The 12,377-nt window shown below is 60.0% G+C and carries 17 protein-coding genes; 13 read left to right on the top strand and 4 right to left on the bottom strand.

Annotated features, from left to right (window positions below; all coding sequences use genetic code 11):
* Positions 1–121 precede the first annotated feature (121 nt).
* Together K3555_RS08215 and K3555_RS08220 are read left to right on the top strand one after the other, a co-directional pair.
* Positions 122–1,075 carry a fatty acid desaturase gene (locus K3555_RS08215; RefSeq protein ID WP_260008101.1) on the top strand — a complete coding sequence of 318 codons (954 nt, stop codon included), beginning with the start codon at positions 122–124 and terminating at the stop codon, positions 1,073–1,075.
* 188 nt (positions 1,076–1,263) lie between these two features.
* Positions 1,264–1,623, top strand: a complete 360-nt coding sequence (locus K3555_RS08220; RefSeq protein ID WP_259998855.1) for a hypothetical protein — start codon at positions 1,264–1,266, stop codon at positions 1,621–1,623.
* A gap of 75 nt (positions 1,624–1,698) precedes the next feature.
* Here K3555_RS08220 and serS read toward each other — a convergent pair whose 3' ends face one another.
* On the bottom strand, positions 1,699–2,991 hold the full coding sequence (gene serS, locus K3555_RS08225; RefSeq protein WP_260008102.1) for a serine--tRNA ligase: 1,293 nt from the start codon (positions 2,989–2,991) through the stop codon (positions 1,699–1,701).
* A gap of 293 nt (positions 2,992–3,284) precedes the next feature.
* Here serS and yajC point away from each other — a divergent pair, with 293 nt between their 5' ends.
* The 10 genes from yajC (at position 3,285) to K3555_RS08275 (ending at position 10,179) form a co-directional block, all read left to right on the top strand.
* The gene (gene yajC / locus K3555_RS08230; protein ID WP_024089858.1) at positions 3,285–3,569 is read left to right on the top strand and encodes a preprotein translocase subunit YajC; all 285 of its coding nucleotides are present in this window, start codon (positions 3,285–3,287) and stop codon (positions 3,567–3,569) included.
* A 34-nt stretch (positions 3,570–3,603) separates the two neighbouring features.
* Positions 3,604–5,265, top strand: coding sequence for a protein translocase subunit SecD (secD, locus tag K3555_RS08235; protein WP_260008103.1), 1,662 nt, complete (start codon positions 3,604–3,606; stop codon positions 5,263–5,265).
* A gap of 1 nt (position 5,266) precedes the next feature.
* Positions 5,267–6,235 (top strand): protein translocase subunit SecF, encoded by a 969-nt coding sequence (gene secF, locus K3555_RS08240; protein ID WP_260008104.1) that lies wholly within the window; start codon positions 5,267–5,269, stop codon positions 6,233–6,235.
* Positions 6,228–6,980 carry a TSUP family transporter gene (locus K3555_RS08245; protein WP_259991822.1) on the top strand — a complete coding sequence of 251 codons (753 nt, stop codon included), beginning with the start codon at positions 6,228–6,230 and terminating at the stop codon, positions 6,978–6,980. The genes secF and K3555_RS08245 overlap by 8 nt, the downstream gene beginning before the upstream one ends.
* Before the next feature lie 14 nt (positions 6,981–6,994).
* Positions 6,995–7,348: an Mth938-like domain-containing protein gene (locus tag K3555_RS08250; protein WP_260008105.1), complete on the top strand. Its 354-nt coding sequence runs from the start codon at positions 6,995–6,997 to the stop codon at positions 7,346–7,348.
* 88 nt (positions 7,349–7,436) lie between these two features.
* Positions 7,437–8,051, top strand: coding sequence for a heme ABC exporter ATP-binding protein CcmA (ccmA, locus tag K3555_RS08255; protein WP_260008107.1), 615 nt, complete (start codon positions 7,437–7,439; stop codon positions 8,049–8,051).
* Positions 8,048–8,704 (top strand): heme exporter protein CcmB, encoded by a 657-nt coding sequence (gene ccmB / locus K3555_RS08260; protein WP_260008108.1) that lies wholly within the window; start codon positions 8,048–8,050, stop codon positions 8,702–8,704. The genes ccmA and ccmB overlap by 4 nt, the downstream gene beginning before the upstream one ends.
* 56 nt (positions 8,705–8,760) lie before the next feature.
* Entirely contained in the window at positions 8,761–9,492 is a 732-nt protein-coding gene (locus K3555_RS08265; RefSeq protein ID WP_260008110.1) for a heme ABC transporter permease, read from the top strand.
* Positions 9,492–9,647: a heme exporter protein CcmD gene (ccmD, locus tag K3555_RS08270; protein ID WP_035920135.1), complete on the top strand. Its 156-nt coding sequence runs from the start codon at positions 9,492–9,494 to the stop codon at positions 9,645–9,647. Before K3555_RS08265 ends, ccmD begins: the two co-directional genes overlap by 1 nt.
* Positions 9,640–10,179 (top strand): DsbE family thiol:disulfide interchange protein, encoded by a 540-nt coding sequence (locus K3555_RS08275; RefSeq protein WP_259991833.1) that lies wholly within the window; start codon positions 9,640–9,642, stop codon positions 10,177–10,179. Before ccmD ends, K3555_RS08275 begins: the two co-directional genes overlap by 8 nt.
* Before the next feature lie 15 nt (positions 10,180–10,194).
* On the opposite strand, the gene K3555_RS08280 is transcribed toward K3555_RS08275, so the two are convergent.
* The 3 genes from K3555_RS08280 to K3555_RS08290 form a co-directional block, all read right to left on the bottom strand.
* Positions 10,195–10,488, bottom strand: coding sequence for an antibiotic biosynthesis monooxygenase (locus K3555_RS08280; protein ID WP_260008111.1), 294 nt, complete (start codon positions 10,486–10,488; stop codon positions 10,195–10,197).
* Positions 10,489–10,561: 73 nt separating this feature from the next.
* Positions 10,562–10,900 (bottom strand): DOPA 4,5-dioxygenase family protein, encoded by a 339-nt coding sequence (locus tag K3555_RS08285; RefSeq protein WP_260008112.1) that lies wholly within the window; start codon positions 10,898–10,900, stop codon positions 10,562–10,564.
* 125 nt (positions 10,901–11,025) lie between these two features.
* Entirely contained in the window at positions 11,026–11,310 is a 285-nt protein-coding gene (locus K3555_RS08290; protein WP_129371064.1) for an antibiotic biosynthesis monooxygenase, read from the bottom strand.
* Between the two features lie 220 nt (positions 11,311–11,530).
* Here K3555_RS08290 and K3555_RS08295 point away from each other — a divergent pair, with 220 nt between their 5' ends.
* Positions 11,531–12,358: an ABC transporter substrate-binding protein gene (locus K3555_RS08295; protein ID WP_260008114.1), complete on the top strand. Its 828-nt coding sequence runs from the start codon at positions 11,531–11,533 to the stop codon at positions 12,356–12,358.
* The last annotated feature ends 19 nt before the right edge of the window (positions 12,359–12,377 follow it).

The following is a 12,377-nucleotide window of genomic DNA, read 5'->3' on the forward strand; positions in this document are numbered from 1 at the left end:
ATAACCTTGTTTTTGCACAAGGCGGAGTTATCTGGAAACCTACTTTGGACGGGATGCGCGTTTTTTTGGACGGGATGCGCGTTTTGCACAGCTGTCACGCATCGGCTTTAGGGACGGGTTCATGGATCTGAGGACACATACGCGTCAATTCACACAACAGGACAACCGGCTGGCGTCGCTCAGCTATTTTGGAACATTTGCGGTCTACTTTGCGGCGCTTACCGTGGCTGTCGCCTATGCCGGCCAGTGGTTTGCGATGCTGCCGGCAGGTGTGGTTTTTGCCTTTGCCGCAGTGCGGCTGTATGTGCTGCAGCATGACACCGGGCATCACTCGCTGTTTGAAACCCGGATCCAGAACGAGATTGCCGGCCATGTGCTGTCGCCCTTCACCTTTGCGCCGTTTGAGGTGATGAAGCAGAACCACAATCTGCATCATTCCAACATCGGTAATCTGGAGCACCGCGAGACCGGCGAGATCCACACCATGACCGTGCGGGAGTGGAAGACGGCCGGGTTCTGGGAGCGGCTGGGCTACCGTTTGTACCGCAATCCGCTTGTGCTGGTGCCGCTTGGGGCGGCATTCACCTATTTTATCCGTTACCGCTGGCCCAAAAATACCCGGCGTTTCGGGGCGCTGGGGGTGGTCCTGCATAATATGGTGATCGTGGCCATGCTGGCGCTGCTGTACCGGGTGGCAGGGATAACCGGCATCTGGATCTGGCTGGCGTTTTCATTCCTGGGCGGCATGATCGGTGTTTTCCTGGTCTACCTGCAGCATAATTTTGAGGACACCTATTGGGACCGCCGTCCGGATTTGAACCCGCAGGTGGCGGCGCTGCAGGGGTCCTCGTGCCTGGATTTCGGCTGGATCTTCGACATGGCGGTGGCCAATATCACCCTGCATGATATCCATCATTACAATGCCCGCATCCCGTCCTACCGGCTGCGCCAGTGCCATTACAGCTTGCCGCCGGAACTGGGGCTGCGCCGGATCAAATTTGCCGAAGCAGTGCGAGCGCTGACGCTGAAGCTGTGGGATGAAGATAAGAAATGCCTGGTGCCCTTTCCGGGCTGAGGGGGGCATTTGATGTAAGGGGCCGTAACCTGCGCGAATAGTCCAGGCTCATCCGATCTTGCCGGCGTGGGGAAACCGCTGCTGCACAGCATCACGGGTATCGTAACCAGACCTGCGGTGGTACTGCTGGAGGCTGCCAAGGCTTAGACGGCTGCGGCTGCCGGGCCTTGCGTGCCTGAATATCTTGCGTGCCTGAATATAAGGAGACCCGGTTCGTGAACGGAAAGAGTCCAGAGAAGAAAGTGGTCAAACCATCGGCAGGTAAGGCTTCTGATAAGTTGCAGGGTGAGCTGAACGCCAAGCTGGAAGCCGCCGAGGCCGCGCGCCGGGCAGCGGAGGATAAGGCCGCCAAGGCGCAGGCCAAGGCCCGTAAAGCCAAGCGTAAAGCGGCGCAACTGGCGGTGGAATTTGCAGCGGCAAGAATTAAAGCCAAGCAGAAGGCCAAGAAGGTCAAGGCGAAAGCGAAAAAGGCCATCGAGAAAGAAAAGGCAAAGGCCCAGGCAATTCTGGCAGCCAAAGGTGCCGGCAAGAAGAAGATGAAGAAATAGCGCGTAAGGCGTTGAGTGAATAGAAAAAACCGGCACCCATATGGCGCCGGTTTCTGTCTTGCACTGGCGTTTGGGTCAGGCCAGTGCACCATCCGCGGTCAGGGTCAGCTTGCCGCCCAGATAAGGTGCCAGCACCTCGGGCAGTTTCACAGAACCGTCGGCCTGCTGGCCATTCTCCAGCACTGCGATCAGGCAGCGCCCCACTGCCAGGCCGGAGCCGTTCAGTGTGTGCACAAATTGCGGCTTGCCGCCATCAGCGGGCTTGAAGCGCGCATTCATCCGGCGGGCCTGGAAGTCACCGGTTGTCGAGACGGAGGAAATCTCGCGGTAACTGTTCTGACCTGGTAGCCACGCTTCGATATCAAAGGTGCGGCGTGCGCCAAAGCCCATGTCGCCGGTGCACAGCACCACGGTACGGTAAGGGACGCCCAGTTTCTCCAGCAACCCTTCTGCGCAGCGCAGCATGCGCTTTTGCTCGTTATCAGACTCATCCGGGTGGGTGATCGAGACCATTTCGACCTTTTCGAACTGGTGCTGACGCAGCATACCGGAGGTGTCCTTGCCCGCGCTGCCTGCCTCGGAGCGGAAACACTGGGTGTGTGCGGTGAGCCGGATTGGCAGTTCCGCTTCGTTAAGCACGTCACCGGCAACAGAATAGGTCAGCGTGACCTCGGATGTGGGAACCAGCCACCAGCCGTTCGTGGTTTGATAGCTATCATCGCCGAATTTCGGCAATTTGTCGGTTCCGTACATGGCCTCGTCGCGTACTAGGACGGGTGTCTGGGTTTCGATCAGGCCGTTTTCGTCCACATGGGTGTCGAGCATGAATTGCGCCAGCGCCCGGTGAACGCGGGCAACTGCACCGCGCAAGAAGACAAACCGCGCACCGCTGGTCTTGGTAGCGGTTTCAAAATCCATGCCGGCAGCAACGCCGGAAATCTCGAAATGTTCCTTAGCATCAAAATCTAGCGCCCTCGGCTCACCCCAACGGTTCACTTCGACATTGTCGTCCTCGTCTGCGCCCTGGGGCACGTCCTCGGCCGGCAGGTTAGCGATGCGGGCCAGCATATCGGTCAGCTGCTGATCCAACTCCTTGGCCTCGGTGTTCATCACCGCCACTTCGGCCTTCTTCTCGGCCACCAGCGCGCGCAGGCGTTCAAACTCGGCCTCATCGCCGCGGCCCTTGGCGGCGCCGACTTCTTTGGAGGCCTTGTTCTGCAGGGCCTGGGCGGCCTCTGCCGCCTGGATTTTGGCGCGGCGCGCCTCATCCAGCGCCAGGATCTCGGATGACACGCCCGCATCCCCGCGCCGCGCCACAGCGGCGTCGAATGCGGCAGGGTTTTCGCGGATAGCGCGGATGTCATGCATGAGAGTCTCTCCTAGCGTTGAATTGTGATTTGAATCAGTAGGCCCATCCTATGACGCAAGGGTGAACAAAGGGGAAGGGGCGCGCGCGGTCTATGTGCAACTTGGGGATGCCGGTCACTGGGCAAGCGGATTGGTCGGCCTTTCCCGGCACGGTATCCAGGCAATCCTGCAACGGCCTATCCCGGCTGCGCTTTTGCTTTGCGGCAGCCTTGCAACCCATCCCCCCAGCGCATAGGTTCCGCTGCAAATTTCCGGCATGAAACCTCATGCCGCTTTGACAGAAGGAAAATCCCATGGACAGTGGCGCAATCGCCCAATTTCTCCCGCTTATCCTGATCTTCGCGATCATGTACTTCCTGCTGATCCGGCCGCAGCAGAAGAAGGTGAAAGAACATCAGAAGATGGTTGATCAGCTGCGGGTGCGCGACCAGGTCGTGACCCAGGGCGGTCTGATCGGCAAGGTGTCCAAGGTCAAGGAAGACGGCGAGATTGAAGTAGAAATCGCCGATGGCGTGAAAGTGCGTGTCATCAAGGCGACCATTGCCCAGGTGCTGAGCAAAACCGACCCTGTGTCGTAAGCTTAGACCTGTAACAAACTGAAAAGGCAGGGCAATGCTGCAAATTGATCTCTGGAAGAGGGTGCTGATCTGGCTGGTGTGCGCGGCCGGCCTGATGCTTGCCCTGCCAAACGGATTTTACACCCGCGTCGAACAGGCCAACGACGCCGCGGCGGATATCATCGCCAAGGGCGGGACGCCGGAACGGTTGCAAGCGGTCGGTCAGTGGCCGTCGTATCTGCCGTCGGGGCTGGTGAACCTGGGTCTCGATTTGCGGGGCGGCGCGCATCTGCTGGCCGAAGTGCAGGTCGAAGACGTCTATGAGGCGCGGATGGATGCCCTGTGGCCGGAGGTGCGTGATGCGCTGCGGCCCGAGCGCGGCACTGTTGGCACGTTCCGCCGCCAGCCGGGGCAGGCGGATGAGATTCGCGTGAAAATAACCAAGCCCGAAGGCATGGCCCGTGCGCTGGAAGCGGTGCGCGAGCTGGCCAATCCGATTACCACATTGACCGGTGTGGGCGCCAACGACATTGAAGTTTCCGCCGAAGCCGGCACCCTGGTGGTGCGCTTGAGCGAGGCAGAGAAAATTGCCTCGGACGACCGCACCGTGCGCCAGTCGCTGGAAATCGTGCGCCGCCGGATCGACGAGGTCGGCACCCGCGAGCCGACCATCCAGCGCCAAGGCGCTGACCGGATCCTGATCCAGGTGCCGGGGATTGGCTCTGCTTCAGAGCTGAAGGCGATCATCGGCACCACCGCGCAGCTGACTTTCAACCCGGTTGTGGGCCGCGGCAGCGACGCAGATGCGGCGCCGGGTATCGGCAATAAGATCATCCCGTCACTGGATGAAAGCGGCATTTACTACACTATCGAAGCTGCTGCTGTAGTGACCGGCGAGGACCTGGTGGATGCGCAGCCCTCGTTCGACCAGAACGGCCGGCCTGCGGTGACGTTCCGCTTCAACACCTCCGGTGCGCGCCGCTTTGGCGATTACACGGCGGAAAACATCGGCTCGCCCTTTGCCATTGTGCTGGATGACGAGGTCGTCTCGGCCCCGGTGATCCAGTCGCATATCCCGGGCGGTTCGGGCATCATCACCGGTAATTTCAGCATCGAGGAAAGCACCAACCTGGCGGTTCTGCTGCGCGCAGGCGCATTGCCGGCAGGCTTGGAGTTCCTGGAAGAACGCACCATCGGCCCCGAACTGGGCCAGGACAGCATTGATGCGGGCAAGATCGCCACCATCGTGGCCTTTATCGCGGTGCTGGTGTTCATGGGGCTTAGCTATGGTCTGTTCGGCCTGTTTGCCAATGTGGCGCTGATCCTGAACATCGCGCTGATTTTCGGCATGCTCAGCCTCATTGGCGGTACGCTGACGCTGCCGGGCATTGCCGGTATCGTTCTGACGGTTGGTATGGCGGTGGACGCCAACGTGCTGATCTTTGAACGCATCCGAGAAGAGCTGAAGGCGGGCCGCGGTCCGGCCAAGGCGATTGACGAAGGCTACTCCAAGGCGCTGAGCGCCATTCTTGACGCCAATATCACCACATTCATCACTGCGGTGATCCTGTTCGCCATGGGCTCCGGCCCGGTGCGCGGCTTTGCGATCACCCTTGGGCTGGGCATTCTGACCTCGGTTTTCACCGCGATCTTTGTCACCCGGCTGATGATCATCATGTGGTTTGAACGGCGCCGTCCGAAAACGATTGAGGTGTGATATGCGGTTAAGACTTGTTCCTCAGAAGACCTCATTCGATTTCTTCAAACGTGCCAAGCTGTGGCTGGGCATCTCAGCCATGATGATGGTGGTGGGGGTTGCCTCCTTCCTGCTGCAGGGGCTGAACTTCGGTATCGATTTCCGCGGCGGCACAACTCTCCGGACCGAAGCGTCTGAAACCGTGGATGTGGGCGCTTACCGTGATGCCATTTCGCCGCTGGGGCTGGGGGATGTGTCGATCACCGAGGTGTTTGACCCGACCTTCGAGGAAGACCAGTACGTCGCGATGATCCGCATCCAGGCACAGGACGACGGCGAGGCAATCTCGGGCGATATGGTCGAGACGCTGAAGGTTTCGCTGGACGCGGTGGCACCGGGCATCAAGTTTGTGTCCGTCGAATCCGTTGGCCCCAAGGTCTCGGGTGAGCTGATCACCACGGCGATTTACGCGGTGGCCCTCGCGATCGGCGCCGTGCTTGTCTATATCTGGCTGCGGTTTGAGTGGCAGTTCGCGCTTGGCGCGGTGGCGGCCCTGGTGCATGACGTGGTGCTGACCATTGGTGTGTTCTCGGAACTGCAGATCAAGTTCGACTTGGCCATCATCGCCGCCCTGCTGACCATCGTCGGCTATTCGCTGAACGATACGGTGGTTGTGTTCGACCGGGTGCGTGAAAACCTGCGCCGCTACAAGAAAAAGGATTTGGCCGAGGTTCTGAATATCTCGATCAACGAGACCCTCAGCCGGACGGTGATGACCTCTGTCACCACGCTCTTGGCGCTGATCTCGCTGTATGTGCTGGGCGGCGACGTGATCCGCGGCTTTGTCTTTGCGATGATCTGGGGTGTTCTGGTCGGGACCTACTCGTCGGTCTTTGTGGCCTCCACCATCCTGCTGAAACTGGGGGTGAAGCGCGACTGGTCGAAACAGGCAAACACCACCGGCAACCAGTTCTCGAACATCGATGCTTGAGGCCTTTCAGGCAGCCCTGGCCACGCCGGGGTTGTTCTGGCTTTTGCTGACTATTGGAGCCGCGGGATTAGTCCGCGGCTTCACTGGTTTTGGCACCGCGATGATTTTTGTGCCCGTCGGCGCGCAATTCCTGCCCTCGGCAGATGTGGTGTTCCTGATGGTGCTGATGGGGGTGTTTTCCACCATCACCCTGTTCCCGCAGGCCTGGAGCAAGGCCGACAAGGCCGAGGTCGGCGCGCTGGCAATGGCCGCCGCTGTCACCGTTCCGGCCGGTCTGTGGGTGATGTCGCAGCTGGATCCGCTGACCCTGCGCTGGCTGGCGGCAGGCGTGATCGGGGTGACGCTGGCGGCAGTTGTTTCCGGCTGGCGCTGGCAGGGGCGGCTGGGCTGGCCCGGCCGGTTTGGCATCGGCGGGGCGGCTGGCATGGTTGGCGGCATGACCGGTCTGACAGGACCGGTGATCATTGTCTTTTACCTGGCTAATGTGCGTGATGTGGCGCGGGTGCGCGCCAACACCATCGTGTTTCTGGCGGCGCTGGATGTGGTGATTGCGGTCAACCTGGTCTTTGGCGGGCTGGCCAGCCTGCAGGCGGTGATCCTGGCCGCACTGCTGGGCATCCCCTATGTTGTCACCACGCTGACCGGCAAGGCGCTGTTTGATCCCAAGCTGGAGAAGCTCTATCGCTTTGCCTCCTATTCCGTGATTGCGCTGGCCGTGTTATCCAGCCTCCCGGTGTTTGACTGAAAGGACCCCCCCATATGCGCCTGAATGAAGTGAGCTTTTCCGACGCGCAGCCGATTGACGGCTATGGCGCAGGATTCTTCCGCATCGGCGGGCAGGTGCATCAGGGCGCGGTGCTGACCTCGGCGGCAGGGACATCGGCCTGGGGCCGCTATGCGGATGACGCGCCGCTGCTGGCGCTGGCGGGGGAGGTCGACGTGCTGTTCATCGGGACCGGCGCAGAGATTGCTCATATCCCGGCGGAACTGCGCAAAACGCTGGAAGGGGCCGGGCTGGGGGTTGAGGTGATGAACTCGCCCGCCGCCTGCCGCACCTATAATGTGCTGCTGTCCGAGGGGCGCCGGATTGCCATGGCGGCGCTGGCGGTCTGACTTTCTGAAGATGTATTTGACCTGCCGCAAAGCGGGATGCGGCTGCATGGTCTTTTGATGCGCGGGCACAACGGGATAAGCGAACTTCATGACATTGACTGTGACGGATCTGAGCGTGGCGCGCGGCGGTATACCGGTGCTTGAGGGCCTGAATTTTGCTCTGGCGCCTGGCAAGGCGCTGATCCTGCGCGGTCCCAATGGCATTGGCAAGACAACTCTGCTGCGCACTGTTGCCGGATTGCAGCCGCCGCTGAAGGGGCGAGTCGAAGGAGCCGAGGATCAGATCGCCTATGCCGCCCATTCAGACGGGCTGAAGCCGACGCTGACGTCGGCGGAGAACCTAACCTTCTGGGCCAGTGTTTTTGGCCGCAATGGCATTGAACAGGCGCTGGACGGGTTTGATCTGCAAGCCCTGCGAGACCGGCAGGCAGGTGCGCTGTCAGCGGGCCAGAAGCGCCGCCTTGGCCTCAGCCGGATGCTGGTTACCGGGCGGCCCATCTGGATCATGGATGAACCGACTGTAAGCCTCGATAAAACCTCGGTAGCGATGTTTGCTGATGCCGTGCGCACGCATCTGGGGCAGGGCGGTTCTGCCCTGATTGCCACCCATATCGATCTGGGGCTGGAGGCCGGGGTGCTGGACGTTGGCCCCTATAAGGCCAAGCCGCTGGCGCTGGATGACTTTGATGGAGGTTTCCTGTGATTGCGCTGCTGATACGGGATCTCCGGCTGGCCTTCCGGGCCGGCGGCGGCTTTGGCCTTGGCCTTGCGTTCTTTCTGATCGTAACTGTGATGGTGCCGTTTTCCGTCGGTCCGCAGTCCGATCTTCTGGCTCGCATCGCTCCAGGCGTTTTGTGGCTGGGCGCGCTGCTGGCCTGCCTCTTGTCCCTTGACCGGCTGCTGGCGCTGGATTGGGAGGACGGCTCGCTCGATCTGCTGGCCACAGCCCCCTTGCCCTTGGAAAGCACGGTGACGATCAAGGCGCTGGCGCATTGGATTACTACCGGGCTGCCGCTGGTGATGGCGGCACCGGTGCTGGGGGTGCTGCTGAACCTGCCGGCACAAGGCTTTCAATGGCTGGTGGTTTCCCTGTTGCTGGGCACGCCTGCACTGTCCGTTATTGGCACCTTTGGCGCCGCTCTGACTGTGGGGCTGAAACGCGGCGGGCTGCTGATGTCGCTTTTGGTGATGCCGCTGTATGTGCCGACGCTGATCTTTGGCTCCGAAGTGGCCCGCCGCGGGGCTGAAGGCATGGCTGTTCAAACACCGATGCTGCTGCTGGCCGGCATCTCCGCCGCCTCCATCGCCTTGCTGCCCTTTGCCAGCGCCGCTGTCCTGCGCGTCAATTTGCGCTAGGCGGTTTCAACGAGCCGTGAATTGAGAAACCCGAGAACAAGAGCTAAATAGCCAACATGTCGATCTGGAAATACGCCAATCCAAAGAAGTTCCTGACCACCACCGAAAAGGTGATGCCGGTCTTGTGGATCAGTTCTGCCGTGCTGATCAGCGCGGGGCTGATCTGGGGATTTTTCTTCACGCCTGACGATTACCGTCAAGGCTCCACTGTCAAGATCATCTTCCTGCATGTGCCTGCCGCGCTGATGGCCATTAACGCGTGGTTCATGATGCTTGTGACCTCGCTGGTCTGGGTGATCCGCCGCCATCACGTCAGCGCGCTGGCCGCCCGGGCTGCGGCGCCCGTGGGTATTGTAATGACGGTTATCGCGCTGATCACCGGTGCGATCTGGGGCCAGCCGATGTGGGGCACCTGGTGGGCCTGGGATCCGCGCCTCACGTCTTTCCTGGTGCTGTTCCTGTTCTACCTCGGCTACATTGCCCTGTGGGAGGCGATCGACAATCCCGACACCGCCGCGGACCTGACCTCAATTCTGTGCCTGGTGGGGTCGGTCTTTGCGGTGCTCAGCCGCTATGCAGTGAACTTCTGGAACCAGGGGCTGCATCAGGGCGCGTCGCTGAGCCTTGATGAAAAGGAAAACGTGGCTGATGCGTTCTCCAACCCGCTTTATGTCTGCATGGCGGGGTTTGTGCTGTTGTTCATTGCACTGGTGTTCTACCGCACTGGTACCGAAATCCGCGCCCGCCGCATCAAGGCATTGATGGCGCGCGAACGGCTGGAGGCCTGATGCCCGATCTTGGAAAATACGCCGATACGGTGCTGTCGGCCTATGGTGCCTCGCTGCTGCTGCTGTTGGCGCTGGTGGTGCTGACAATTCTGCGCGGCCGCAAGGTGCGCCGGGAAATGGAAACCCTGGAAACCCGGATGAAGCGCAATGGCTAAGATCTCTCCGCTGATGGCGGTCCCCGGTATCGTGTTTGCGGGTTTTGTCGGCCTTGCCCTGGTGGGCATGTTCCGCGAAGACCCCAACAGCCTGCCGTCCGCGCGCGAAGGCCAGCCCGCGCCGCCGCTAGCGCTGGACGAATTTCCTGGCAAGGAGATGTTCACAGACGAAACCCTGCGCGATGGCAGTGTGAAGCTGGTGAACTACTGGGCCAGCTGGTGCGCGCCCTGCCGGGCCGAGCATCCGAACCTGGAAGCGCTGTCCAACGAGGGCATTCCGGTTTACGGCATCAACTACAAGGACCAGCTGGCCAATGCCGAGGCCTTTTTGAATGAGCTGGGCGACCCTTACGCAGCGATTGGCCGCGACGAGAAGGGCCGCATGGCCATCGACTGGGGCGTGTACGGCGTGCCGGAAACCTATGTGGTGGACGGTGAAGGCAAAATTGTACTGCGTTGGGCCGGACCGATTACCCAGCGGGTGATCGAAAACACCCTGCGCCCGGCGATGGAAAAGGCGGCAGGTCAGTAAACAGGCGGCAGCGCCTTAGCCAGGATCATGCAGGGTGAAATTGCGGAAGTCCGGTTCCTTTGACGACAGCGCAAAGGCAAGCGTTAGGTCTTCCTGCTTGGAACGCCAAATCAGATACTCGCTGAACGCCTCCGCGCAAGTCCATCTTTGAAAGACCGAAATCTCGTCCCGGTCCGGGGCGAGAAGGGTTTCGGCTTGTTGGCATTCCGGAAAACCGCGAGCCGCCTCCACCATCTTTTTCACAAGAACTGCCAGCTCGGTGTATTTACCGGGCAGCGGGTGCAATTGAATGATCACAGCTTCCGTCACGAAACGCTCCATGTTCAGCGGGCTGGGCCAGCTTGACGGGCAACTGGAAACTTCTGGTAAATTTGCGCAAACGTCAGTCGAAGATGCTGAGATCCAGCGCCAGGCCTGTTCCCATCCAGATCGCGTGATCCCGATGATCAGCCAGGGCGTCACTGGTTTCCGGATGGGCAAAGACAATCAGCCCATCGCGGTTCAATGCCAGCCAAGGCAGCAACTTGGAAAACTGCTCCGGGCTGGCCTCCAGCTGGCAGGACCATTTGGGGTGCGGTCCGACGGGTTTTTCATGCATGCGCCCCATCTCTGCTCCAAAGAGTTCGGCAGCACGCTGGCAAAGAGCGCGGGCCTGCACTGCGGTGTTTTCATCAAAATAGATGTGGGCGTGATAGCCTGTGATGCTGTCTGTGTGTTTCATGCCACCACTTTTTCTAAGGTGTGTGCCCAAGGCAATCTGCAGATTGCGAACAGCCAGTGTGCAATGCAACGCAGTACCCGGCGGCACGGGCGCCATGCCGCGCTTTCAATACGAAGGCCGGGGTCTTATGGTACCGAAAAAGTCCGGAAATCCTGCTCCCGCCGCATGGTGGCGCTGCGGGCGTCCAGATCGCCGCGGTCGGCACGCCAGACCAAATAGCGCTCCAAATGGTCATTCGACTCCCATAGGTGGAAAACGGCAATTTCAAAACGCGCGCGGTTAATGCCGGCATGGGCTTCAATGCAGCCAGGAAAACGTCTGGTTTCCGGAAGCATTTCCAGAACTGCCTCAACGTGTTCGTCAAATGTGTCCACATCCGGGTAAACGACTGCTATTACAGCTTCTTTCATGATATTAGACCCGGTCAATCAAGGAGTGTCGCGAGGGGAAAAGATGTATTCATGCTTAATGTTTACACAGCTGAACCGGGCGGTATAGCAGGTATTGATACCAGGAATATATCGCTTTGGTTGTGCCTGCGCCAATTCGGAAAGACACTGGCAATGCCATTACAGGTTCTTTCATTTTACTGTGGGATAGGTCGGAAGCATAAGGCAAGCGGGAGCGGTAATGTGCAATCCTGCTAAGCTGGATACCGCCCGTATGGAGAAGGCTAGGAGAGTGGAAAAGCCGACTGGATTCGTCAAAGTGCTGCTGGCATGCTTTGCTGCCCTTAGCGGGTTGGCTGACACTGCGCGTGCCGACTCTGTACTGACATTCTGCTATGATCCCTATCCGCCCTACACGCTGGGATCCGGCGGCATTCCTGATGGCGGGCTGAAGGTCAAACTGCTGGAGGCCGTGACGGACCGGATTGACGGGCTAAGGGCCGTTGTTGTTCTGCTGCCTTGGCAGCGCTGCCTAGCACAGGCTGAATCCGGGGAGGCCGACGGCATCCTTCCGTTGTTTAAATCCACCGCGCGCGCTTCCTATCTGGCCTTCACTGAGCCGACCTTTCTGCAGACCAACACATTCTGGTACAACCGCGAGCGCTATCCGCAAGGGCTGGATCTTGACGAAGGATATGCGCGGATTTCCCGGCTGCGGCTGGGGATGGTGAACGGCAGCGTGATTGATCAGGAGATGGAACGCGCCTTTGAAAACAACAACCGGATCGTTCGCGGCGGCGATGTGGAAGGCCTGATGCAAATGCTGCTGTTTGGTCAGCTTGACCTTATCGCAATTGATGACGCGGTCGGGCGCTACCACGTCGTGCAAAACGGCTGGCAGAACAGAATTGCGTCTGTTGCCACTCCGATTTCCAGCACCTATTCGCACTTTGGCCTGTCGCGGAGTGCTGGCGCAGATGCCTATTTGGACGTGTTCAACCGGGTGATTTCCGAACTGCAGGCAGACGGCACGATTGCAGAGATCCTGAGCAGTACCATCGCTCCGTAGCCCGGACGGTCTGCAGCAT

This window comes from Leisingera sp. M527, from assembly GCF_025141525.1.
GTDB lineage: Bacteria > Pseudomonadota > Alphaproteobacteria > Rhodobacterales > Rhodobacteraceae > Leisingera.

Coding starts and splice junctions, on each gene's coding strand:
- K3555_RS08295 (WP_260008114.1), top strand. CDS start 11,531: ATGTGCAATCCTGCTAAGCTGGATACCGCCCGTATGGAGAAGGCTAGG.
- ccmA (WP_260008107.1), top strand. CDS start 7,437: ATGACATTGACTGTGACGGATCTGAGCGTGGCGCGCGGCGGTATACCG.
- K3555_RS08215 (WP_260008101.1), top strand. CDS start 122: ATGGATCTGAGGACACATACGCGTCAATTCACACAACAGGACAACCGG.
- serS (WP_260008102.1), bottom strand. CDS start 2,991: ATGCATGACATCCGCGCTATCCGCGAAAACCCTGCCGCATTCGACGCC.
- K3555_RS08245 (WP_259991822.1), top strand. CDS start 6,228: ATGCTTGAGGCCTTTCAGGCAGCCCTGGCCACGCCGGGGTTGTTCTGG.
- secD (WP_260008103.1), top strand. CDS start 3,604: ATGCTGCAAATTGATCTCTGGAAGAGGGTGCTGATCTGGCTGGTGTGC.
- secF (WP_260008104.1), top strand. CDS start 5,267: ATGCGGTTAAGACTTGTTCCTCAGAAGACCTCATTCGATTTCTTCAAA.
- ccmD (WP_035920135.1), top strand. CDS start 9,492: ATGCCCGATCTTGGAAAATACGCCGATACGGTGCTGTCGGCCTATGGT.
- yajC (WP_024089858.1), top strand. CDS start 3,285: ATGGACAGTGGCGCAATCGCCCAATTTCTCCCGCTTATCCTGATCTTC.
- K3555_RS08290 (WP_129371064.1), bottom strand. CDS start 11,310: ATGAAAGAAGCTGTAATAGCAGTCGTTTACCCGGATGTGGACACATTT.
- K3555_RS08265 (WP_260008110.1), top strand. CDS start 8,761: ATGTCGATCTGGAAATACGCCAATCCAAAGAAGTTCCTGACCACCACC.
- K3555_RS08275 (WP_259991833.1), top strand. CDS start 9,640: ATGGCTAAGATCTCTCCGCTGATGGCGGTCCCCGGTATCGTGTTTGCG.
- K3555_RS08285 (WP_260008112.1), bottom strand. CDS start 10,900: ATGAAACACACAGACAGCATCACAGGCTATCACGCCCACATCTATTTT.
- K3555_RS08250 (WP_260008105.1), top strand. CDS start 6,995: ATGCGCCTGAATGAAGTGAGCTTTTCCGACGCGCAGCCGATTGACGGC.